This is a genomic window from Nostoc sp. (assembly GCF_036917815.1).
Taxonomy (GTDB): domain Bacteria; phylum Cyanobacteriota; class Cyanobacteriia; order Cyanobacteriales; family Nostocaceae; genus Nostoc.
In genome coordinates, this window is sequence record NZ_JBALEK010000091.1 from 26067 (window position 1) to 49776 (window position 23710).

Annotated in this window: 20 protein-coding genes; 12 read left to right on the plus strand and 8 right to left on the minus strand. The window is 43.2% G+C overall.

What is annotated here, in order from left to right; translation table 11 throughout:
* Positions 1-7: 7 nt before the first annotated feature.
* Positions 8-565 carry an elongation factor P gene (efp, locus tag V7K97_RS28035; protein ID WP_334804241.1) on the minus strand — a complete coding sequence of 186 codons (558 nt, stop codon included), beginning with the start codon at positions 563-565 and terminating at the stop codon, positions 8-10.
* A 285-nt stretch (positions 566-850) separates the two neighbouring features.
* Here efp and V7K97_RS28040 point away from each other — a divergent pair, with 285 nt between their 5' ends.
* Positions 851-1957, plus strand: a complete 1107-nt coding sequence (locus V7K97_RS28040; protein ID WP_334804242.1) for a peptidylprolyl isomerase — start codon at positions 851-853, stop codon at positions 1955-1957.
* Positions 1958-2005: 48 nt separating this feature from the next.
* Here the strand turns inward: V7K97_RS28040 and V7K97_RS28045 are convergent, their stop codons facing one another.
* Positions 2006-2593: a Uma2 family endonuclease gene (locus V7K97_RS28045; protein ID WP_334804243.1), complete on the minus strand. Its 588-nt coding sequence runs from the start codon at positions 2591-2593 to the stop codon at positions 2006-2008.
* 89 nt (positions 2594-2682) lie between these two features.
* Here V7K97_RS28045 and thiL point away from each other — a divergent pair, with 89 nt between their 5' ends.
* On the plus strand, positions 2683-3747 hold the full coding sequence (gene thiL, locus V7K97_RS28050; protein ID WP_334804244.1) for a thiamine-phosphate kinase: 1065 nt from the start codon (positions 2683-2685) through the stop codon (positions 3745-3747).
* 85 nt (positions 3748-3832) lie between these two features.
* Here thiL and V7K97_RS28055 read toward each other — a convergent pair whose 3' ends face one another.
* Positions 3833-4846 carry a type I glyceraldehyde-3-phosphate dehydrogenase gene (locus V7K97_RS28055; RefSeq protein WP_334804245.1) on the minus strand — a complete coding sequence of 338 codons (1014 nt, stop codon included), beginning with the start codon at positions 4844-4846 and terminating at the stop codon, positions 3833-3835.
* A gap of 116 nt (positions 4847-4962) precedes the next feature.
* Positions 4963-5589: a nicotinate (nicotinamide) nucleotide adenylyltransferase gene (nadD, locus tag V7K97_RS28060; RefSeq protein ID WP_334804246.1), complete on the minus strand. Its 627-nt coding sequence runs from the start codon at positions 5587-5589 to the stop codon at positions 4963-4965.
* Positions 5590-5992: 403 nt separating this feature from the next.
* Here nadD and murC point away from each other — a divergent pair, with 403 nt between their 5' ends.
* The 4 genes from murC (at position 5993) to V7K97_RS28080 (ending at position 9695) form a co-directional block, all read left to right on the plus strand.
* Positions 5993-7456, plus strand: coding sequence for a UDP-N-acetylmuramate--L-alanine ligase (gene murC / locus V7K97_RS28065; RefSeq protein WP_334804247.1), 1464 nt, complete (start codon positions 5993-5995; stop codon positions 7454-7456).
* A gap of 124 nt (positions 7457-7580) precedes the next feature.
* Positions 7581-8582, plus strand: a complete 1002-nt coding sequence (murB, locus tag V7K97_RS28070) for a UDP-N-acetylmuramate dehydrogenase (protein ID WP_334804248.1) — start codon at positions 7581-7583, stop codon at positions 8580-8582.
* 202 nt (positions 8583-8784) lie between these two features.
* Positions 8785-9132, plus strand: a complete 348-nt coding sequence (locus V7K97_RS28075) for a YbaB/EbfC family nucleoid-associated protein (protein WP_292762183.1) — start codon at positions 8785-8787, stop codon at positions 9130-9132.
* A gap of 83 nt (positions 9133-9215) precedes the next feature.
* Entirely contained in the window at positions 9216-9695 is a 480-nt protein-coding gene (locus V7K97_RS28080) for a low molecular weight protein-tyrosine-phosphatase (RefSeq protein ID WP_334804267.1), read from the plus strand.
* Between the two features lie 73 nt (positions 9696-9768).
* On the opposite strand, the gene V7K97_RS28085 is transcribed toward V7K97_RS28080, so the two are convergent.
* Entirely contained in the window at positions 9769-10452 is a 684-nt protein-coding gene (locus tag V7K97_RS28085) for a response regulator transcription factor (RefSeq protein ID WP_334804249.1), read from the minus strand.
* Positions 10453-11200: 748 nt separating this feature from the next.
* Between V7K97_RS28085 and smpB the strand changes: the two genes are divergently transcribed.
* Entirely contained in the window at positions 11201-11668 is a 468-nt protein-coding gene (gene smpB / locus V7K97_RS28090; RefSeq protein ID WP_094349892.1) for an SsrA-binding protein SmpB, read from the plus strand.
* Between the two features lie 297 nt (positions 11669-11965).
* Here the strand turns inward: smpB and V7K97_RS28095 are convergent, their stop codons facing one another.
* Positions 11966-13384, minus strand: a complete 1419-nt coding sequence (locus V7K97_RS28095) for an IctB family putative bicarbonate transporter (RefSeq protein WP_334804250.1) — start codon at positions 13382-13384, stop codon at positions 11966-11968.
* Positions 13385-13724: 340 nt separating this feature from the next.
* Entirely contained in the window at positions 13725-15284 is a 1560-nt protein-coding gene (locus V7K97_RS28100) for a GAF domain-containing sensor histidine kinase (RefSeq protein WP_334804251.1), read from the minus strand.
* A gap of 754 nt (positions 15285-16038) precedes the next feature.
* Here V7K97_RS28100 and V7K97_RS28105 point away from each other — a divergent pair.
* The 5 genes from V7K97_RS28105 (at position 16039) to V7K97_RS28125 (ending at position 23385) form a co-directional block, all read left to right on the plus strand.
* Positions 16039-17232 (plus strand): DegT/DnrJ/EryC1/StrS family aminotransferase, encoded by a 1194-nt coding sequence (locus tag V7K97_RS28105; RefSeq protein ID WP_334804252.1) that lies wholly within the window; start codon positions 16039-16041, stop codon positions 17230-17232.
* Positions 17233-17368: 136 nt separating this feature from the next.
* On the plus strand, positions 17369-18262 hold the full coding sequence (crtB, locus tag V7K97_RS28110; protein WP_334804268.1) for a cyanoexosortase B: 894 nt from the start codon (positions 17369-17371) through the stop codon (positions 18260-18262).
* Between the two features lie 413 nt (positions 18263-18675).
* Entirely contained in the window at positions 18676-19398 is a 723-nt protein-coding gene (locus V7K97_RS28115) for a cyanoexosortase B system-associated protein (protein ID WP_334804253.1), read from the plus strand.
* A 216-nt stretch (positions 19399-19614) separates the two neighbouring features.
* A complete protein-coding gene (locus tag V7K97_RS28120) occupies positions 19615-20967 on the plus strand; it encodes a polysaccharide biosynthesis/export family protein (protein WP_334804254.1) in 1353 nt (450 codons plus the stop codon).
* A 228-nt stretch (positions 20968-21195) separates the two neighbouring features.
* Positions 21196-23385: a GumC family protein gene (locus tag V7K97_RS28125; RefSeq protein WP_334804255.1), complete on the plus strand. Its 2190-nt coding sequence runs from the start codon at positions 21196-21198 to the stop codon at positions 23383-23385.
* Here V7K97_RS28125 and V7K97_RS28130 read toward each other — a convergent pair.
* Entirely contained in the window at positions 23372-23644 is a 273-nt protein-coding gene (locus tag V7K97_RS28130) for a hypothetical protein (RefSeq protein WP_334804256.1), read from the minus strand. The genes V7K97_RS28125 and V7K97_RS28130 overlap by 14 nt on opposite strands.
* Between the last annotated feature and the right edge of the window lie 66 nt (positions 23645-23710).

Genomic DNA, 23710 nt, shown 5'->3' on the forward strand with positions numbered 1-23710 from the left:
ATGAAAGTTATTCCCTGCTGATATATTTATCTTCCTGAGTATCAACTTTGATGCGTTCTCCTTGGGAAATAAACAAAGGAACCATCACAACTGCACCAGTTTCCAGAGTTGCCGGTTTTGAGCCACCTGTGGCGGTGTCACCTTTTAAACCTGGATCTGTTTGGATAATTTCCAGAACCACGGATTTAGGCAATTCTACTCCTAGAACCTGTTCGCCCCACTTAATAACTTCAGCTTCCATACCTTCCTTCAGGTATTTGACGCGATCGCCAATTTGTGCCTTGGTTAATCTGCCTTCTTCGTAGGTTTCCATATCCATAAAGACGAACTCATCGCCCTCTTTATAGGTATGCTGCATCGTGCTTTTTTCTAGGGTGGCTTGCGGCAGTGTTTCTCCGGCTCGGAACGTTTTTTCCATCACGCTCCCACTCTGGACATTTTTTAACTTAGTTCTTACAAAGGCGGAACCTTTGCCTGGTTTGACGTGCAGGAATTCAAGCACTCGCCATACAGACCCATCTAATACAATTGAAACACCGGGTCGAAAGTCGTTACTGGAGATCATGAAACTTTCAAATTTTGGAAGACAATCGGCATTTATTGTACCCTTCTAGCGGAGTAATTAGCTATTTAGTCATTGGGCACTTGTACTGAGCGTACCCCTCCGGGGATCTTGCTACGCGTAGCGTTTCCAAGAGTTGCCGTTGGCGCAGCCTAAGAAGAGAAGTATTGGGCATTGGGTATTAATTATTCTCCCTCATCTCCCTCTGCTCCACTCATCACCTAACGTGGGAAGATTATTTATGGGTTACGTCCAGTCAACAATTCACTGCTGCATTTGAGTTATCCCATGCTTAACTTATTAAAATCCTGGCTGAAGAACAGCCTAATGGCAATACTGCTGGTAACAATATTTTTAGGCATAACTACAGCTGGGTGGACTCCCTCCAGTAGCGCCGCACTACCAGCCGGCAATGCAATTACCGACGGAAAGGCTTTGTTGCGGTATGCACTCCCGATAGATAACAAACCTGTGCGGCAACTACAAGGCAGTTTAGAGGACATCTCTGCCCAACTGCGGGCGAATCGACGTTGGGGTGCTATTTCCAAAGACATCAGCCAAGCATCCCGCATTCTCGATAAACCTTCCCAAATCTTAACAAGCGTTCCCGCAGAACGCCAACCCCAAGCGGAAGCTTGGATTACCGAGTTAAAATCTGGGGTGGGTAAATTACAAGAATTGGCGAACAGCAAAGATAAAGAACAAATTCTGCAAGAGAGAGGTAAACTGCTAAATCTCGTTACTGGGCTGGAAGAGTCAATGGTGAAACAATTCCCCTTTGAAGTGCCTACCGAATATAGTAACCTGCCCCAACTTAAAGGTCGTGCCACTGTAGAATTCAAAAGCAACAAAGGCGATTTAACCGTCGTTGTAGATGGTTACAGCGCCCCTGTAACTGCTGGTAATTTTGTAGATTTGGTACAAAGGGGTTTTTATAATGGTTTAGAATTTTCCCGTTCTGAAGAATCTTACTTTCTCCAAACTGGAGATCCGGATGGGAAGGAGGTGGGTTTCATTGACCCAACAACGAGCAAATATCGTGCTATTCCTTTAGAAGTTTTAGTTAAAGGCGATAAAGCACCTACTTATGGCATTACTCTAGAAGAAGCTGGGCGTTACCTTGATATGCCAGTTCTGCCTTTTTCTGCCTTTGGTGCAGTGGTGATGGCTCGTCCCGAAAGTGAAGTAAATGGTGGTTCATCACAATTTTTCTTCTTTTTGTTTGACCCCGAACTCACTCCCGCCGGACGCAACCTATTGGATGGTCGTTATGCTGTTTTTGGCTATCTCACTGAAGGCAGAGAAGTTTTGGATAAACTGAAGGCTGGTGACAAAATTGAATCGGCAAAAGTGGTTCAGGGAATAGAAAATCTGGTTGAGCCACAAGCTGCATAAGAAGAGAGCAGGGGAAGCCAGGGGAGAATAATTCCTGTACAGACGCGATTAATCGCCTCTCCCCTGACTCAGATTCCCGGCGGTGAACACTTGATCAACTGCGATCGCTAATTCGGGAAAAGTCCGTGATAAAATTTGCTGGTTGGCTGTAAAAACTGTTTCTTCGTAAAATCCATCTTCCAGTAGTAACACCGAAGTTTTTGCTTGTAGTGGGTCTACAATCCAATATTCAGAAACCTCTAAGGCCGCATACTCAGACCGCTTATAACGATAGTCCCGTTTCACCGACTCTGGACTAACCACCTCGACAACTAGTAACGGCGGTGACTCAAATACTGCTGAGGCATTCAATAATTCTCTGGCTTGCTCCAGTGTCACAACACATAAATCAGTCAACCTAGATTTATTTCTACCCGTTCTCACCCCACTTTCCCGAAAACATAGCCAAGTAGAGTTACAACGTTTGATTTCTGCTTTCAAGGCAGTATCCAAAAAATCGACAATCAGAAAATGTTCAATAGTCGGTGGATTCATTAGCTCTAGCTTCCCATCCACCAGTTCATAATGAAAATCGCTACCATCATCATAGGTTAAATACTCCTCAAACGTAATGCTGGTTACTGGTGTTGTTACCATGCCAACTGACTCCTAGACGATACCCTTATCTTAAACAGTAAAGTCAATCATCAGTTTTCTTCGTAATTTTGCAACACGGAAAACCGATTGTGAACAGTGATTTATCTTCTCAACAAGTAAAAGACATTGGCGAACAAGGTCTTTTAGAAAGATTACAGCGCTTCTGTCCTCCAGAAATTATCGGCGATGATGCAGCAGTACTTGAGACTGCACCAGGGCAATCTTTGGTGGTGACTACAGATGTGCTAGTTGATGGCGTGCATTTTAGCAACCTCACCACTTCCCCAGAAGATGCTGGTTGGCGAGCTGCTGCTGCAAATTTATCAGATTTAGCAGCAATGGGCGCTTCCCCATTGGGAATCACTGTCGGGTTGGGACTCCCTGGTGAACTTAGGGTGAGTTGGGTTGAGCGACTATACCAGGGAATGACAGAATGCTTGCAAAAATACAATACACCAATTGTTGGGGGTGATATTGTGCGATCGCCTATAACTACTCTGGCAATTACCGCTTTTGGTCAAGTTAACCCTAGTCAAATTATCCGCCGTTCTGCTGCTGTTGTCGGAGATGCGATCGTCGTTACAGGCGTTCATGGAGCCTCAAGAGCTGGCTTAGAACTGCTCTTACATCCCGAATTAGGACAAAACCTCAAAGATGCAGAACGCAAGGCTCTAATCCTCGCACACCAACGCCCACAGCCACGATTAGACATCTTACCAATCCTCTGGAAAATCTTAACTCCTAACTCCTGTACAGACGCGATTAATCGCGTCTCTAACTCTCGATCCCTCATTGCTGGTATGGATAGCAGCGATGGTTTGGCAGATGCGATTATTCAAATTTGCCGTGCCAGTGGTGTTAGCGCTGTTTTAGAATGCAGACAAATTCCCGTACCAAAAACTTTTAACCATTGGTTGCCAGCAGAGCAAGCGCTAGAATATTCTCTATACGGTGGCGAAGACTTTGAATTAGTGCTGTGCTTACCACAAGAACCAGCATTAGCCTTAGTACAACATCTTGGTGAAGGTGCTGCGATCGTGGGCAAGATTACAGCCGGATCAACAGTACTATTGCACGACGAACAAAAAAAATTTCCTGACCAAGTTCTGAGTCTTAGCCAGGGATTTCAACACTTCAAGAGTCAAAAGTTATGAGTTAGGAGTTATGAGTTTTAATTCTTCACTGTTCACTCTCGACTCCTAATTCCTAACTCTTCACTCTTAACTCCTAACTTTTTAATTAAACCCACTTCTCGGCTACCAATTCTGCCAAATCCAAGACTCGTTGGCTGTAACCCCACTCGTTGTCATACCACGCCATAACTTTTACGAGGTCATTACCTAAGACCAAAGTCAAGTTAGCATCGACAATGGAAGAAGCATCATGACCTTGATAATCAGACGATACCAATTCTAGTTCGCTGTAGGCCAAAATACCTTTAAGTGGCCCTTCGGCAGCATCTTTGAGAGCTTGGTTAACTTCTTCAGTAATAGTACGCTTCTCAACCTGAACTACGAAATCTACCATTGAGACGTTCGGGGTTGGTACGCGCAAGGCAACGCCATTTAGCTTGCCTTTGAGGTCTGGGATAACCAGCGCCACTGCCTTCGCTGCACCAGTGGAGGTGGGTACAATGTTTATCGCTGCTGCCCTCGCCCGCCGCAAATCGCGGTGAGAAGCGTCTAGCAAACGCTGGTCACCTGTATAGCTGTGGGTCGTGGTCATCGTACCTTTGATGATGCCGAACTTATCATTCAACACCTTGGCGATTGGTGCCAAGCAGTTGGTAGTACAGCTAGCGTTACTGATAATGTTGTGTATGTTGTGGTCATAATCATGATGATTTACACCAACCACAAAAGTGCCATCCTCGTTTTTACCAGGAGCGGTAATCAGAACTTTCTTGGCTCCAGCATTTACGTGCTTGAGCGCTCCTTCTTTGCTAGTAAATACCCCTGTTGCTTCGATAATTAGGTCAATTCCCCAATCTCTCCAGGGCAACTTTTCTGGGTTGCGATCGGATACGCACTTAATGGTCTTACCGTTAACGATAATAGAGTTGTCATCGGCACTAATCTCAGCACCCTTGATCTTCCCTAGCATTGAGTCGTACTTCAGCAGGTGAGCATTGGTTCTAGGATCTGATGTGTCATTAATAGCGACAAGATCGATTTGACTATTCTCTCTACCCACCCAGCAACGCGCAAAGTTACGTCCAATCCGCCCGAAACCGTTGATTGCAACTCTAATCACAGTGTCTTGCCCTCTGTATTTATGCTTATATGTTGATATCGTTGACCCCAATCATATCGCAAAGGGGGGGGCTACTTTTAACCATAAACTGTTAGATCAATAAAAAAACACATAATTTATTCAGATTTGTCAGAGTAGAGATTGTTGTTAGTGATATATGATCTGACCGATTGCGGGGCTAAATAACGAATTGACTGACGTTCGCGGCAAAATTTGCGAATTAGACTTGACGAAACTCCTACTAAAGGTGTATTCAAGAGTTGCCAGTGAATAGTAGAAGACTGCTCCCTAATTTGTTGTTCCACTTGCTTGCAGATTAATTTGCTTTGAGTTATAGTCTCACCACCTAGCAGTCGGGGTGCGATTAACCAATCACACATTTGGGCTAGTTCGTGTCCACGATACCAACGGGGTAAGGTTTGGAAAGTATCCAAGCCCACAATCCAGTACCAGTGAGTATTTGGATAAGAAGCAGATAAGTCAATCAGGGTGTTAATGGCATAAGAAGTCCCAGAGCGATTTGTCTCCACTAGTGAGACAGTAAACGCTGGGTGATCTTTTATGGCCAATTGCAGCATTTCTACACGATGCTCAAACAAAGCTGCTTCTTTGTGAGGAGGATTTAGGGATGGCACCCAAATTACCTTTTCAAGGGATACTTGATGCAAAGCTGTCTCGGCTACGAGTAGGTGTCCCCAATGAATTGGATCAAATGTGCCACCAAAAATTGCTAGTTGCTGCATCCAGTTATGCCTGGGTTTTATGCAATTGGAAAATAGTTTCATTAACAATGTACTATTTTACTCAATTCACGACTAGACTTGATGCAATTTCAAATCAGTTTCACTAAACAATGTATTATGTAGCCAATTACAGTAAGGCAGCCAAAAATATGTATTTGACATTACAAGAATTTCTTTCCCGATGCGGCCAAAATTTTCAGAATAATCTTAACAACAGTTCAGAAATAGCAAAAACCTCCAACCAAGGTAAAATCATTCTGAACAAGGAAAACCAGAGCGGAAATATCATTTGGGCATCAAACATAAACATCATACAGGAGTAGTTACGGTAAAAATCAAATTCCTGTTATGATACGCGTGTCATTTGTGATTATGGTGTGGTGTGGTGTAAGAGGAGCAATAAATGACTAATTCTGTAGATTTTAGTGGTAGACCATTTCATTTCATTGGCATCGGTGGCATAGGTATGTCTGCTCTGGCATACGTTCTCGCCAAGCGTGAATTTCCTGTGTCAGGTTCGGATCTTCGTCCCAACCACATTACGCACAAGTTGGAATCTATCGGCGCTCATATTTTTGCAAAACAAGAGGCAAGCAATCTCGAATTCTTTCACCCTCAAGTATTGGCTAATGCAGTAGTATTAAATTCACAAGAACAATTACCTGCTGATACTAAGTCGAAATTGCCTCAAGTCATTTGTTCAACAGCAATTAACACGAATAATTTAGAATACAAAGCAGCGCTGGATTTAGGTTGTCCAATTCTACATCGTTCAGATCTACTGGCAGCTTTAATTGCCGATTACTACAGTATTGCAGTGGCAGGAACACACGGCAAAACTACAACCAGTAGTATGATTGGCTATATGCTTTTGGAAGCAGGTCTAGACCCAACGATTTTAGTAGGTGGCGAAGTCAATGCTTGGGAAGGTAATGCTCGACTGGGAGAAAGCCAATATTTGGTAGCCGAAGCAGATGAATCAGATGGTTCTCTGGTAAAACACGCTCCTGAAATTGGCATCATCACCAATATTGAACTCGATCATCCTGACCATTACGATACATTAGAAGAAGTTATTGACATCTTCCAGACATTTGCTAAGGGTTGTAAAACTTTGATAGGTAGCATTGACTGTGCGACAGTGCGCGATCGCTTACAACCCACAATCAGTTACAGCTTACACTCAGATACTGACGCTGATTACACCGTCACTAATATTGATTATCGTGCTGATGGCACCACGGCTTTAGTTTGGGAAAGAGGCAAAGCTTTGGGTGTATTGAAGTTGCGGTTGCTCAGTCGGCACAATCTCAGCAATGCCTTAGCAGCAGTGGCTGTTGGTCGCGCCTTGGGCTTAGAATTTGGAGCAATTGCCAAAGGCATCGCCACCTTTGAAGGAGCAAGACGCAGGTTTGAGTTCCGGGGTGAAGTCAATGGTATTACCTTCATCGATGACTATGCCCATCATCCCAGCGAGATTCGCGTTACTCTCGCCGCAGCCCGTTTACAGGCAAGACCAGGGCAAAGAGTAGTTGCCATCTTCCAACCCCATCGCTATAGCCGGACACTGACCTTTTTAGAAGAATTTGCCGAGTCCTTTACCTATGCTGATTTGGTTGTGCTAACTGATATTTACAGTGCAGGCGAACCAAATTTAGGGCAAATTAGTGGTGAAAATCTAGCGACGGAAATTGCTAAACAGCATTCGCAGGTGGTTTATCAGCCAACTTTACCCGCAGTGTATGAATACTTGCTGCAAACACTACGCCCAGGAGACTTGGCGCTGTTTTTGGGGGCTGGAAACTTGAATCAGGTGATTCCTGAACTAATTACAACACTTTGTGAGCCTGCTAAAGCTACATCCTAAGTGGAGACTTTGCGAAGTTTTATTTCTGAGCAAAGCGCCCGTCTAGCAACGGTTCCATAAGTTAATTCTATTACCGTATCTTTGCGGTAAATTAATGTAAAAATTTTACCAAAAAAAAGTAAAGATGACCATTTCCCAGGCAGCTGGTAACGTCTGCACAGTTTCTGATTTGAATACAAAGAAACAGCAAACAGCTAATTCGGTGGAGAGTGAGGTAATTTACTTACCCAATAGTGATTGTGCGATCAAGTCCCAGGCTTCCTTATCAGCGTTTACTTCCTATAGAGTTGGCGGAGCTGCTGATTTGTACGTTTCCCCTCGGAACTTAGAAGCACTGCAAGCAAGTCTTAAATACGCAAAAGAACGTGATTTAAAGGTGACAACACTGGGGGCAGGTTCAAACTTGCTGGTCAGCGATGGTGGTATATCAGGCTTAGTCATTGCGACTCGTCATCTCCGCTTCAGCAACTTTGATCCCCACACAGGTCAATTAACCGTTGCAGCCGGAGAATCAATTCCCAGTTTGGCATGGGCAGCAGCAGAATTAGGATGGGAAGGATTGGAATGGGCTGTTGGTATCCCCGGAACAGCAGGAGGTGCCGTGGTGATGAATGCAGGGGCACATAATAGCTGTATCGCAGATATGTTAGTTAGTGCCCAGGTACTTTCACCCGATGGGACGCTGGAAACTATTACCCCTGAACAGTTAGGTTATAGCTACCGAACTTCATTATTGCAAGGTGGCGATCGCATAGTCACCCAAGCCACCTTACAACTCGCCCCAGGTGCAGACCCTGCAAAAGTTGTGGCAATCACCAAACAACACAAAAAGCATCGGTTAAGCACCCAACCATACAACTTCCCCAGTTGTGGCAGTGTGTTCCGCAATCCCAAACCTTATAGCGCCGGCTGGTTAATTGAACAAACTGGTTTAAAAGGCTACCAAATTGGTGGGGCGCAAGTAGCACTACTCCATGCTAATTTCATCGTTAACCGTGGTGGAGCAAAAGCTAGTGACATCTTCTGTCTCATTCGCCACATCCAACATCGAGTACAAGAACGTTGGTCTATTAATTTAGAGCCAGAAGTCAAAATGCTCGGAGAGTTTCAAGGTGCTTGTGGATAAAGAATGGGGAATGGGGAATGGGGGAGATGAGGAAGAAGAATTAATAACCAATGCCCTACTCCTAATTCCCTACTCCCCACTCCCTACTCCCCACTCCCAATTCTGATGACGCATTAATTATTGGTAAAAAAACAGGCAAATTACTTACCGCATCTATAATTGAATTTGATTTGTTATTCAGCGCACACGCGTACAAATAATTATGACAGGAAAAGGACAGGGATTTGGCTTTGGCTTAGGAAAAATGAAGGAACTGGCCGAAGCTTTTAAGAAAGCGCAGCAAGTTCAAGAAGGCGCAAAGCGACTCCAAGAAGAATTGGAGCAAATGGAGATTCAAGGAGAATCTGGCGGTGGTTTGGTGAAGGTGATTGTCAGTGGGAACCAAGAACCCAAGCGAGTGGAAATTTCTCCAGATGCTTTAGGGGAAGGTGCAGAAGTACTTTCCGATCTTGTGACAGTGGCAATGAAAGAAGCCTACAACAAGTCTACAGCAACAATGCGGGAACGCATGGAAGAATTAACCAGTGGGTTGGAGTTACCTGGATTTTAGTCATTGGTCACTAGTCATTGGTCATTGGTCATTGGTCGTTGGACAAAGGACAAATGACTATTGACAAAGGACAAAAAATATCTATGCCTTACAAGTTGCTGTTTGTCTGCTTAGGTAATATCTGCCGATCGCCATCGGCAGAAAATATCATGAATCATCTAATTGAACAGGCTGGCTTGAGCGATGGCATCCTCTGTGACTCTGCTGGTACATCTAGTTATCACATTGGTAGCCCACCTGACAGACGCATGAGTGCTGCGGCTGCTACAAAGTTGGGAATTAAACTGCGTGGTCAAGCACGCCAGTTTCAAAAGTCGGACTTTCAAGACTTTGATTTGATTTTGGCGATGGATCAAGAGAATTATGAGAACATCCTCACTCTTGATCAAACTGAACAATATCAGCATAAAGTACATTTGATGTGCGAGTTTTGCTCTCGACACAGCCTGAAGGAAGTCCCAGATCCCTATTACGGAGGTCAAGAGGGATTTAATCAGGTGATTGATTTACTGATCGATGCTTGTGAAGGTCTGCTGACAAAAGTTAAAAGTGAAGATTTATAAGTTAGGAGTTAGGAGTTAGGAGTTAGAAGTTAGGGGTTGCAATTCCTCACTCCTCACTTTTAACTCCTAACTTTTATTCCACCAAACCATGCTTCATCGCAAAACGCACTAATTCCGCTCGGTTGCTGCTTGAGGTTTTTCTCAATAAACTGCTAACGTACTTTTCTACTGTTCGAGGACTCAGGTGTAGCTGAAGACCCATTTCGGCATTAGAAAGACCATGAGTTAATAACTCTAAGACTTCTTGTTCTCTATCAGTTAGGGATGAGTGCAGATGGGATTTCTGAACTTGAGTGGACAGAGAATTATGGGCATCCACCGCTTTTGTCGAGGTGGAAATGCCCAAACTTTCTTTATGAGAAAAGCGATACTCCGATTGAATGATTTGCGATCGCTCCAAAAGATTGCGGATTGCTGCTGCTAACTCTTCCACTTCAAAAGGCTTGGGTAAGTATAAATCGCACCCTGACTGGTAGCCCAAAATTCTTTCCTGGGTCTTAGTTCGGGCTGTTAATAAAATTACAGGCAATAAACGAAATACTGGTTGTTGACGCACCCGGCGTACCAGTTCATAGCCATTCATCCGTGGCATAACGATATCCGTGACAATCAAATCAGGATGATACTCATCCACCATAAACAAAGCCTCTTGACCGTCATTAGCCGTAATCACTGAGTAGCCAGACAGTTCAAGATAGTCACTAACAGACAGACGAGTGCCCAAATCATCATCCACTACAAGGATCGTCAAGGGCATGGATAATACACCCCTAGCATTTTTTTACTCAGAAGTTTGCTTCTACGTACTCCATCAGTGAACACACATAATAATAGTGTTCTTATGTTTCATACTATGACAGGATTACCAGCTAATTACTACCTTCGGGGATTATTTATAAAGAAAATCTTAAATCTTTAGATGGGTTTACGAAGTGTAACTTACCTTTGACTCCCTCTGCTTGGGAGGTATAGAGAGCTTTGTAATTTGTAACAACTCATCAATAACGGGGAGTAAATGCTCAGTGGCTTCATACCAATTCTTTGTCAGGATTTAGGCAAAAAGCCAGTAAAAGCCTTGATTTTCGTAAGGGCAATTCATGTAGATGCAAAGCGGCTTCCGGCAGGGTAGATTGGTGTCAACTTAAGCTGAAATCTTCTGACTGTATGAGTTTTGCCCTCACCCCAGCCCCTCTCCCATTTTGGGGAGAGAGGAACAAACAAATTCTCTAGTTCCCCTTCTCCCAACATGGGAGAACGGGTTAGGGGATGAGGGCAACTCTGGAACGCTCTCTCTTACCTGACTTCTAAGTTAAGTTGACACCAATGGGCAGGGCATTGCCCCTACTTAATAACTTAAAGTTGCCAGAAAACCTTAATTGTGAACTTAGAAAAGCTAAATTAGTGATATACAGTTCAAAATTTATAGCGGCTCTAAGATACACCCTATAATTCACAAGCCAATCCAAATAATTTTTTAGGTACATTTAAAGCACACAAAATTATCAATGAGCGACAAGAACGAAGGTTACAAAGTTATTTGCGACAACCGTCAAGCCCGTTATTTGTATGAAATTCTAGAAACTTACGAAGCTGGAATTGAATTGACAGGAACAGAGGTGAAGTCAATTCGTGCGGGTAAAGTCAATCTCCAAGATGGCTATGCTTTACTCCGCAATGGCGAAGCGTGGTTGATCAATGTCCATATCTCGCCTTACAACGCTAGTGGACAATATTTTAATCATGAACCACGGCGTACACGTAAGCTACTATTGCATCGCCAAGAACTCCGTAAGCTAATTGGCAAAGTAGAACAGCAGGGTTTAACTTTAATCCCTTTGAAAATGTATCTCAAACGAGGTTGGCTAAAAGTGAGTATAGCCCTTGGCAAAGGTAAAAAGCTTCACGATAAGCGAGAAGACCTGAAACGACGCCAAGACCAGCGTGATATTCAACGGGCAATGAAAAGCTATTGAGGGTCAAAGAATTTTGGATTTTGGATTTTGGATTTTAGAGGTTGTTTTAAAGCGATTATAAATCGCGGCTACACAGACAAAACCTGCCTCCGCAGGTTAAAAATCCTTGATTTTGCATTACTCCACGGAGGTGGACTTTGTTTGTTTAGTAGCGATTTCCACCAATACTTTTCAAACATCCTTTGAGATTGACCCCGATGCTAAAGCGCCAGATGTCACTACCTATAGAGACTAGACAATTCAAAATTCAAAAGTTGTCAGTCGTTCAGTAGAAAAACAACTGACAACCTACTGATGTTAATTTAGTGCTGGTTCTGAGTTAGATGAATTTGTCTGGTTTTGAGCTAAAGGTGTCCAATAGCTGGCAATTAAGGCAACGATCAGCCACCAGAGGGTATTGACTTCAGGACGATACCAGACAGTATCTACGGTGCCGTGAGCTAGCATACCTAGTAAAGTGGCGATCGCTCCAATTAACCAAAATCCCTCTACACTTCTAAATTGTCGCAATCGTCGCACTTGCAAAAATGCCGTATTAAATGTGACAATTATTAGCCAGAGAAAGCAGGCTAAACCAACAAAGCCAGTTTCTACAGTTACTTCAAACAAAATCGAATAGGCACTCAAAGCAGTGTAACGAGGGTGTTGGTAGAGGGGATAAACTTTATTAAAAGAGCCGTGACCAGGGCCAATGCCGAAAATCGGGCGATCGCGAATCATCTGAAAAACAGCATCCCAGACATTTCGGCGAAAATTATTACTGCTATCTTTACGGTCAGCAAAAATACTCAACACCCGGATCTGCACTGGCTCTACAAATATCACTGCTAGCAGTAATACGCCAATCAAACCTCCCAAGACAATCGGTAGTGACCAAGTACGCCAAAAACGAGGCATTTCTACGCTTTTCCAATAAACTAGCAATGCCATCACAGCTAAAATTGCCACCACTAGTCCAATCCAACCGCCACGACTAAAAGTTAGAATCAGACAGGAAGTATTGACAATTAACATTGTTAATGCTAGTGCCTTTTTAGGCCAGCTTTGCCATGCAAAAATTGCCACTAAGCTAAAAATTACTGCCGGTAAGAGGTATCCAGCCAATAAGTTGGGATTGCCTAAATAACTGTAGACCCTTGTAGTCTTAGACAGAGGAGATTCTGGATCAACCCAAGTCGCTAGTGCTGTAGCTCCAAAAAACCATTGCCGCAACCCATATACACTAACAATTAACGATACGTGTAGATAAAGGATGATAATCCACGACCGGAGACGAGGAGACCTTAATACCCTGGCACAAAGGGTAAATAGTAGCAAATACAAGGTCAACGTTCCCAAGTCGTTAAGTGCCGCCTTTTTCACCGGTGATAATGCTGTTGCGATTGCGGCAACGCCCCAGTATAGCAATACCAGTAAGTGAATGGGAGTGACTGAGGAAACATTTGCTGGTGTTGCTTCATCAGATAAAGTCAACAACAGCCAAAATGCTACACAAGCCCCCAGCAACAAACCTATTAACGTGCTTGAAGCAAAAGGTGCAAGGGCATATATTGAGCTGAGTAAAGCAGCTGCTGTCGCATCTCCCCACTGGAGCAAGACGCTAGTTTGCCGCCAAGAACTTAACAGTCCCACCAGAGAGCGGTGTACGTAACTGCTAGCAAAATATTCTTTGAGCGGTAAAGATGATAAAGTAAATCGTTGCCAGACTAAATTCATAAAAAACATTGCGATCAATTAGCCTGCCGACGCAGAACTTGGAATTGATCATAATGCATACCCCTATAAAAAGGTAATAACGGAGATTGCACATCGCGTAATGGCTCTCTTATTCCTAGCCATCAGCCAATAGGAAGTTAAGATAGTCTTTCATGTACTGAGTACAGCTTTAGGTAAAATCGTAGCGAATTGAGGGTTGAAATTTAAACGCAGATGCGCTTTGCCTTCCCGTAGGGTAGGGGCGCAGAGGTACGCGGAGAATTCGCTACGAATTAATGAAATATAGATAGAAAATACGTCTTTCCCAATCTCCAATCCCCAATCCCCAATCCCCATAGCATTAGACATCGCTAATTGCTTGTGAGCTAGTCGCCAGTTGCAGTGGTAAAGAAAGCACATAACGATATCCTGATTCTGGTGAACCTTGAATCAAAATTTGTCCCCCATGCAATTCTGCCAGTTGACAACTTAGTAATAGACCCAAGCTTTCACGAGAAAGACTTCCATTTGATTTAGCTAAATTTATACCTGAACTAGTAGCAAGGAAATTTGAGTGGGAATCACTCAAGTTTTTGGAATTGTCCACTGCTGCTGATGAAGTATCTAATTCTAGTTGCTCCTGTCCTTCTGCATTAGTATTGTAAGTTGCTACCTCACCTGTTAGTTCCAGCAGCGACAAAGAATTGAGACGGAAGTAAGGATCAACCTCAGTTATGCCGTCCCCTAACCAAGGATGAGAAACCCAAATAGTAATATTGAGGGTATCTTCCTTGTAAGAAACATGAATGCGAACAATGCTACCTGTAGCGGAAAGTTGAATCACACTGAAAACCAGGTGATACAGCATTTGCCGCACCTTGTCTTTATCTAAAGGGCAAATGCGATTGCGTCCCGGTTCTATAGACAGGCGAATATCTTGCTCGCGGCGATTAGCCACTTCTTCGAGGGTATTGATAGCTTGTTGGCATAGCATTTCGATATCCACAGGAGCCAGATTTAGCACAGTTGAATTTTCATCCATCGCTCCTAGTTCGGTAATTTCGTTTACTAGAGAAAGTAAGTACCGACCACTGTGTTGGATAATTTCCAAATATTCTCTCTGCTTAGTCGTCAAAGGCCCATAAATCTCACGTCCTAAAACACTAGCCATACCGAGTACAGATGTTAAGGGCGTGCGTAACTCCTGAGTTAGTTGAGCCAAAAGTTCCAGTTTCAGTTGCTTGGTAGAAACAGAGTCGCTATCTGTAGTCGCTGGGGTGATTTTAATCTCAGCGTTACGTTCGTTATTGAGTGAAAATATCGGAGCGATCGCCGGATTGCTTGATTCGAGTTTCCCTTGCAGGAGTCGATTACGCTCAAATTCACTCATACTCCAACGAGCGATGATTTGTAAAAACTCAATGTCTCGGGTTGTAAAATTGCGCGGTACTAAATCCATCACCGCCAATGCACCTAAACAATGCCCCTCAGCATCAATCAGTGGCGCTCCTAAGTAAGCACGGATACCATAATCTTGCACCAATTTGCTGCTAGCAAGTACTGGATCTGCCAGTTTGTGCGTATCATTAACTACAAAAACTTGAAGGTTCTGTACTACCTGAGTGCAAAAGGATTCCCGGCGTGAAAGTTGGCGGCTTTGTGCCAAATGATTCATTAGTCCCAGCCTAGATAAGCCCACCGCCGACTTGAACCAGTGGCGTTCTTGATCCACAAACCCCAGTATGGAAATTGGTGCTTCCAGAAAGTGGGCAGCAGTCTGTGTGGCTTCTTCAAAAACTGGAATCGTTTCTGGTTGCCGCAAACCTAAATCTGACAAAGCTTTGAGGCGTTGTAGTTCTCTTGTTTCAGGAGAATCCCAACCATCCCTTAGGGCAAATAATTTGTTTTCAGGCTCTATCATTGCCACTGCTACCTTAATAATTTCTCGATACTGTAATTGAGATAAGCCCTATTTCTGGGTTATCAATTGCTATTTTTAAGCATTCCCTAATTTTGCCTCTGACAAACAAATTTAGGGCAGAATTTTTTTATCCCTTCCATTAAGCCGGGGATGTGATACCCCCTAGTTACTAGTTACTGGTGCTGAATGTTCTTTATTGACCACGGGTGTAGTCTTTATTGCTTGAGATTTTGCAATCAGACTGCGTTAGATTTTGATTCAATCAGGGTAACTTAAGGCTAAGGAGACAATACAAAGTGGCTGTCATTCTTTATATATAGAAGGGAAAACTTCTACTGGCATATTCAAAGTAAATTTACTTAAAATAACTCTTATGTTAGTGTAATTATCTCTAGCCACTTTTACTGATAACAGTCTCGGAAGTCTGATCGCAACTTCGGGCAATCAACTGAATATAGCGGTTCTCGTTTGTATGCAATACATTTTGACCTCACTTCCATTCCTCTCTCCTAAAAGGAGAGAGGCTTTGAATCTTACTCCCCAACGCTAGAAGGGAAGGGGCTGTTCTTGTTAGGTCTGTATTCCATGCAATTGAGAACTGCTATAGGATGTGATTTTGAATTACCCATAGCTTACTAGATAGTTGTGATAAATCTCTATGCAATAGATTAAATCTATTAAAATTTCACGCCGAAAATTGTGCAGGCTTTTCTATTTTTTCCATACGAGGAAATCTTTTTGAGGACAACTGGTAATGAATAAAATGACTATTAGAGTTCCTTTTGTAGACTTGAAGTTACAACACGAACCAATTCAAATGCAATTGGAAGATGCAATCCAATCTGTATTGGAAAAGGGAGATTTTATTTTGGGGCAAGCAGTCTCAGATTTTGAAGCCGCATTTGCGGCAGTGTCTGGGGCAGCTTATGGAGTTGGTGTTGCATCAGGAACAGATGCGATCGCTCTCGGCTTGCAAGCGTGTAATATTGGTGCTGGCGATGAAGTGATTTTACCAGCAAATACTTTTGTAGCAACCCTGATTGGGGTGGTACGCGCTGGTGCCAAGCCAATTCTAGTAGATTGCGATCGCCAAACAGCGTTAATTGACTTAGATGCCGCAGCCAAGGCAATTACACCTCATACCAAAGCAATTATCCCTGTACATCTCTATGGGCAGATGGTATCACCACATCAGTTATTGAACTTTGCCGATACCTACAAACTACTAATTTTTGAAGATGCAGCCCAAGCCCACCTTGCCCAAAGAGATGGATATCACGCTGGTTCAGTAGGAATAGCAGCAGCTTTTAGTTTCTATCCCAGTAAAAATTTAGGAGCATTTGGGGATGGGGGAATGCTGCTGACACAAGATTCAGATGTAGCCCAGAAGATGATACGTTTGCGAAATTATGGTGCATCGCAAAAGTATTTTCATACCGAACCGGGTACAAACAGCCGCTTGGATACTTTACAAGCAGCCATCTTGCACAAGAAACTACCATATTTACCACAGTGGAATCGCGATCGCTTGACTATTGCTCAGGAGTATAATATAGAACTAGCACCCTTAGCAAGTGCTGGCATTATCCCTATAGAAAACCAAAGTGATACAGGACACGTTTATCATCTTTATGTGATTAAAGTTGATGATTCTTGCTCAATAGAACGCCAGCAACTCCAGGAAAAATTGACAGTAGCGGGAATTCAAACTGGCATTCACTACCCAATTCCTTGTCATCTCCAGCCGGCATTCACCAACTTAGGCTATCAGCCGGGAGATTTTCCCCAAGCAGAAAAGTTGTCACAGCAAATATTATCATTACCGATGTATCCTGGTTTGAGCAGTAGCAAAGTCAAAGAAGTTGTAGCTGCGATCGCTAATGCAGTCTCAACCAATTATCAGGTAGATAATCTATCTCCTGCTGACCTTGGCAGCGTAGTAGCCTGAAATGAATTCACTCCTAATGTGCCTCTAAAATTAGACATTTTTTCGTTCAGACTGTCATTTGTTCTTTATTCATTGCTAATGACAAAGGACAAATCACTAATGACTAATGAGCAAAGTTTTTGAATTACTTAAAATTATGGTACTCCGACAACAGGTTAAAAATATAAACGCATCGGGCTGGTTAAATCTAGCCATTTCAGGCGTTTTACTGCTGCTTTATGCTCCGATATTGCTACATTGGGTGGATGGTTGGCTGCACAAAAATATCAGTACAGAACACGAATATTTCAGCCACGGAATTATTGGTCTACCATTTGCTGCTTACATAGCCTGGTTAAACCGGAAAAAGTGGAGACGTTTGCCAGATACTAGCCATCCTTTAGGCGCTGTTTTCTTGTTATTAGGGGCAGTTTTTTATCTTAGCGGTGTTACAGAATGGGTTAACCTTTCCTTGCCCCTTATACTAGCAGGATTGTGCTTGTGGTTTAAGGGAATAGCAGGTTTGCGATCGCAAGGATTTCCTCTGCTACTAGTATTTCTGGCAACCCCAACAGCAGTACCCTATCTCATTTCTCCCTATACCTCCCCTCTCCAAAACTTCATTGCTGGCACAGCCGGCTTCATCCTGAATCAATTTGGTATGGAAGTAACCGTGTCTGAAATGAATCTCTACGTGGGAGGACGGATTGTAGAAGTTGCCCCCTATTGTGCAGGGCTGAAGATGTTGTTCACGACTCTCTACGTCGGCTTGATGCTGCTTTATTGGACAGATGCATTGTCTTCACGCCGCACAACTATATCGTTTTTATGTATTGCTGCGATCGTTAGTACTACCGCCAATATCATTCGTAATACTTTACTGACTTTCTTTCATGGCACAGGTCAAGAAGCAGCTTTTAAATGGCTGCATGAGGGTTGGGGTGGTGATCTCTACTCTGCTTGTATGTTGGTGTCATTAGTGCCCTTACTGAATTGGATTAATAACTATTTCTCGGCATCTCTAGAAACTCAGCAAGAAGGAGAAGGTTGAACTGGGGATTGGGGATTGGGAACTGGGGATTGGGACTGAATTCTTCCCAATAAAAAACTCCAAACTCTTGTACAGACGCGATTTATCACGTCTCTCTTGTACAGACGCGATTTATCGCGTCTCTCTTGTACAGACGCGATTTATCACGTCTCTCCTGTACAGACGCGATTTATCGCGTCTCTCCTGTACAGACGCGATTTATCGCGTCTCTCTTGTACAGACGCGATTTATCGCGTCTCTCTTGTACAGACGCGATTTATCGCGTCTCTCTTGTACAGACGCGATTTATCGCGTCTCTCCAAACTCCAAACTCCCTTAATTTTTCCTCCCTGATGCGTAACTCCTAAATATTACTGAACTCACGGTGTTATTTTATAAAGTAAAATTCTGCCTAAGTATTGCAAATTTTACTGATGACTTCCTTCTCCAAGTTTTTCAAAGAAAACCAATTGAGTCAAGTAGCAGCACTTTTGTTATTGCTACTACTGCTGGCAATGGCAGGGGTTCCCGGATACCTGACAGGACATTGGCAATGGAAACAACTGCCACCTGTTACTACCCTCAACGAGTTAAGACACATCCGCAAGACTGGGTTAGCCATTCCTGGTTGGCAAACCATTGAACAAGCAGAACAGCAAATTGGCGAACATCAATGGTCTTTGCAGGTAATTAAAAAAGAAGGTTCCGAATCCCAAGCAATCCTGCTGTTGCTGCCGCAGAATGGACCTAGGGATCAACCAGAGGTAGAGTGGACAGAGGTTAACGGCTGGGGAAGGTCACGCTGGGGAAAGTGGGATGTAGCTCAATTTCGCTCTGCGGAATTTACTGTGAAACCGTCTGCAAAGTTGACATCTAATATCGAAACCAAAGTAGAAGCTAGGTTCTTTCGCGCCTCCACACCACAGCAAACCTTCGCAGTTTTGCAATGGTACGCTATGGCAGACGGGGGAAATCCATCACCTTTACACTGGTTCTTGGCGGATCAATTGGCACAGTGGCGTAAGCAACGCACTCCTTGGGTGGCCGTGAGCATTCTAATTCCAATGGAACCTTTAGGGCAGGTAGAAACATCTTGGTCTTTAGCTCAGTCTATAGGGGAAACAGTGCAAACTGTATTGATGGCAGGCCCTTTGTAGAGTCTGTTAAAGATTCCTTTGTGCAGAGATTCATCAATAGGATCTCTATAAATTGCGTTCAGACTGAAACTCAACTAAAAGATGTTAACAAAGTTAAAAATTAAATTTAGCAATTTTCTTAGTAAATACTTGCAGATAAAAGAGACATCTAGGACATTCTTAGAGTAAAATAACCACTCGGCGCCACTCATTTCTCTATCAGTATTATCTCCACCGATGTTCATAGATCCCAGTTATTATATGCGTGGATTCAGCGCCCTGTCTTTTGTCAGTCTTCAAGTGGGAGTTTTCTTAATAACACCTATCCAACTTGTTGTTGCCCAGCCCTTTCCATTTCAAGGACAATCACCAAGGCAGCCCCCCTCGCCTTTGCTAGGTACTGAGGTTGCACCTCTAGGTGTGAATAACGAAATTTCGCCCCAATTCAGCCGCTACCTCTTGGGGCCAGGAGATACAATTGGCGTTGTGTTTCAGCGTCCTCCTGGCCCATACCGCTTAGGAATAGGAGATGGAATTAGCGTTTCGGTTCAGCGCTTTCCAGATTTGAGCTTTCAAGCTTTAATCAACCCAGAAGGTAATATTGTAGTGCCGTTATTGGGAACGCTGTCATTACAAGGTTTAACTTTGCAACAAGCTCAAGAAAAAATTCGCTTGGGCTTAAATCGTTATGTGGTTGATCCAGTAATAGTTTTAGCCTTAGCAACGCAGCGTCAAGACCTCAGTTTTCAAGCTGTAATTAGTCCAGAAGGCAACATTATAGTACCGCAAGTAGGAACGGTGTCATTACAAGGTTTAACCTTGGAAGAAGCTCAAGAAAAAATTCGCTTAAGTTTGAGTCGCATTTTACCAGATCCAATTGTAGTAGTATCCTTAGCAGGGACGCGACCAGTTCAAGTTACCATTAGCGGGGAAATATTTCGACCAGGAATTTATCCGATTAATTCACCAACACCCCGCGTTGCTGATGCCTTGCTAACATCTGGTGGCTCAACATTCAATGCAGACCTGCGACAAGTGCAAATACGTCGGAAGTTAACGGATGGTTCGGTGATTTCACAAAGTATTGACTTATATGCAGCACTGCAAAATGGCGGTTCAATCCCTAATTTACGCTTACAAGACGGAGATGCAATACTCGTACCCCGTCGTGAAGTCGGTAATGATGACGGTTATGACCGCAATTTGGTAGCACGTTCATCCTTGGCCACACCACAGATTAGAGTTCGGGTTTTAAACTATGCTGCGGGAGGTCTTTCCACTCAAGCTTTGCCTAATGGCAGTACATTTGTAGATGCTTTAGGAGGAGTTAATCTCGACGCGTCTAACCTCCGGGATATCGCTTTGGTTCGCTTTGATCCTGAACGAGGCAAGGCTGTTACCCAAAAACTTGATGCTAAAAAAGCTTTAGGCGGTGATGCATCTCAAAATGTGGCGCTTCAAGATAATGATGTTATTGTTGTTGGTCGGAACCTCATTGGTAAAATTACTAATTTACTGACTACCATTACCCAACCTTTCTTCAATGTCCAGTCGTTTCTCCAATTCTTTAAAAACTTCGGTGGCAATTAACCAAATTAGTGACTATAAAAGAAGGATACAAGCTGGACGTAGTTGGGAGTGGAGGAAGCCACATCCCCAACTTTTCTTGAATTCATTAATAGAAATAATATTAAAGATATCAACCGATATATAGAGTTGTAAGTTGATAGTATCCTTAGATCAAAGCCACTATCTTTAATTTGGTGCTTCCTAATTTTTAGCTTGTAGTTTTTATTTTTTAATTGGAGCGAAGCGACCATGACCCCACCAATTGTTAAGCGCTATCTTATTGCTTTTGATAAATACAAGTGGATTGGACTAGCTAGTTTTGTTTTAGTCATAGCAGGGTCAACTGTGGTGGCTATGCAACCAGATCCACCTGCTAGCTACATAGCATCTGCCGCACTTACTTATAGTGGACCACCAGTTTCTTTCTCGACAACTGGTAATCAAATCCAGCAGCAAGGAAAGGAACTAAATGAAGAAGTTTTACTATCCAATCAGATAATTGCGGCGGTGGCAGAGAAAGTCGGTGTCAAACCGGCAAAGCTTGGTGCCAGTGTCGTCCTTTCTTTACCTAAAAAAAATGTTAGGAGTGGAGAATTAGAATCTAATATCTTGGAATTAAAATATGTAGATACTGATGCCAAGCGAGGGATAGAGGTCTTGGCGGAATTAATGCAAGCAATGGTCAAGTTGAGCAGTGATATTAATACTGGGCGATTACAAGCAATTATTCAAAAGATTAACGATCGCACACCACAAGCTAAACGAGAATTGCAAATTGCTGAAACCAAGTTGGAACAGTACGATCGCGTAGAGCGAACGGCAATATTAGCCGCAGAGAATGGCAGCTTGTTAACCGCCATTACAGCCAGCCAAAACCTCCAACGGCAAATTCAATTAACTATTTCTGGGGTTGATGGTCAAGTTCGCAGTATCCAAAATAAGTTAGGCTTAACAGTCGGACAGGCTTATATTTCTTCTGCTTTGAGTGCCGATCCAATTATTGGTAACTTGCGAGCGCAAATTTATCAAAGTGAGTCGCAAATCGCCGTACTCAGAAAAGATTTGCGACCAGAACACCCAACGATGGTTCAGTTGCTACGTCAGAAACAAGCTGCTGAGGAATTGCTACAACAACGTGCTGCTGAGGTGTTAGGTGGTGATGGGACGGCGGCTCCACTTCAGGGTAACGTTGCAGGTATTCGCACCCAAAGTAGTTTAGATCCAGCCCGTCAGCAATTGGCAAACCAAATGGTGTCTTTGCAAACCCAACGGGAGACACTGCAACAACAACTAACTCAAGAAATCCAACAAGAAGCGCGACTACGGCAAGAGTATTCTCTGATACCCAATAAGCAATTAGAGCGATCGCGTTTAGAACAGGAAGTTGCACTCAAAAAAGCCATCTATGACCAAATGCAGGTGAAGCTAACCGATGCGAAAACAGCTGAGGCAGAAACTACCAGCAGCCTCAGCATTGCCAGACGCCCCACAGTTATTCCTGACATCAAACCCCCTAAAAGTGTACCTATTACCCTTGCTGTGGGTGGTTTCTTAGGTGTGGTGATTGGTGGCGGGGTGATATTTTTGTTGGGAGCAATGGAAGGGACTTTCAAAACCAGGGAGGATATCCGCGAGAGCCTCAAGCAACGGGAAGTGGTACTGTTGGGAGAATTGCCTTTAATGCCTGTTGATGATTTGGATCTTGAAGCTGTGCCGGTAGTACTTTCCGCCGATTCTCCTTATTTAGAATTTTATGAGAAATTCCGTAGTAATCTGCGCCGGATTGGTGGTAAAACCTTAAAGGTAGTGTTGATTACTAGCACCAGCAGCCTAGAGGGTAAGACCGCAAGTGCATATAACTTGGGTGTAGCATCTGCCCGTGCTGGTAAAAGAACCTTGATTATCGAAACAGATTTGCGATCGCCTTCCCGTTGTACATCCCTGAAAGTAATTCCTGACCCTGAGGCCACTATTGAACCCCTACGTTATTACGCTAATTTGAGTGAATGTATTCGTTTAGTTCCTGATGTAGAAAATTTATATATTGTTCCCAGCCCTGGCCCTGTGCGGCAATCTGCTGCTATTCTTGAATCTAGCGAAATGCGACGGCTGATTGAGGATGTCCGAGAACGTTTTGATTTAGTTATTTTAGATACTAGTCCACTCAGCATATCCAACGATCCCTTATTAGTCCAACCCTACAGCGATGGGATTGTAATAGTGGCACGACCACACTATACACAAGAAAATATGCTAGGTGAAGCTATTGATCAATTAGTTGAATCTGAACTAGGGTTATTAGGAGCAATTATCAATGGTGCTGATATCATTGTTTCTGTACCTGAACAAGTTTCACAATCATCAACATTTACATCTGAGGTAAAACCGAAAATTGTAGAAGAATCTGAAGAAGTTTCGGTAAGTGCTAGCAAAAACTAATAGTTTCTAAATAGGGAAAAGTTGTCATCTTTTGCATCTTTGTTGCCAGTTCTTGAGGCAATTGAGAAGCAAAGGGATGATTGTATTGGTAAATTTCATTTTGCACCCAAGTTGAACGGGGAGTTGCAGCTTTAACTAGAGATGTAAACCCCAAAATTAAAATTAAGACAAGTGCGATCGCAGATATATGTTTGGGCATGACAGTCTCTTCGGTGTAAAAAAATTCACTCTTGTTAGACTCTTGTGTAGAGACAATCATCCAACAACAATTGTTTTAGCACCTCGATCTATAGTTTACAAGGTGATTTAAAACACAATGCAACAA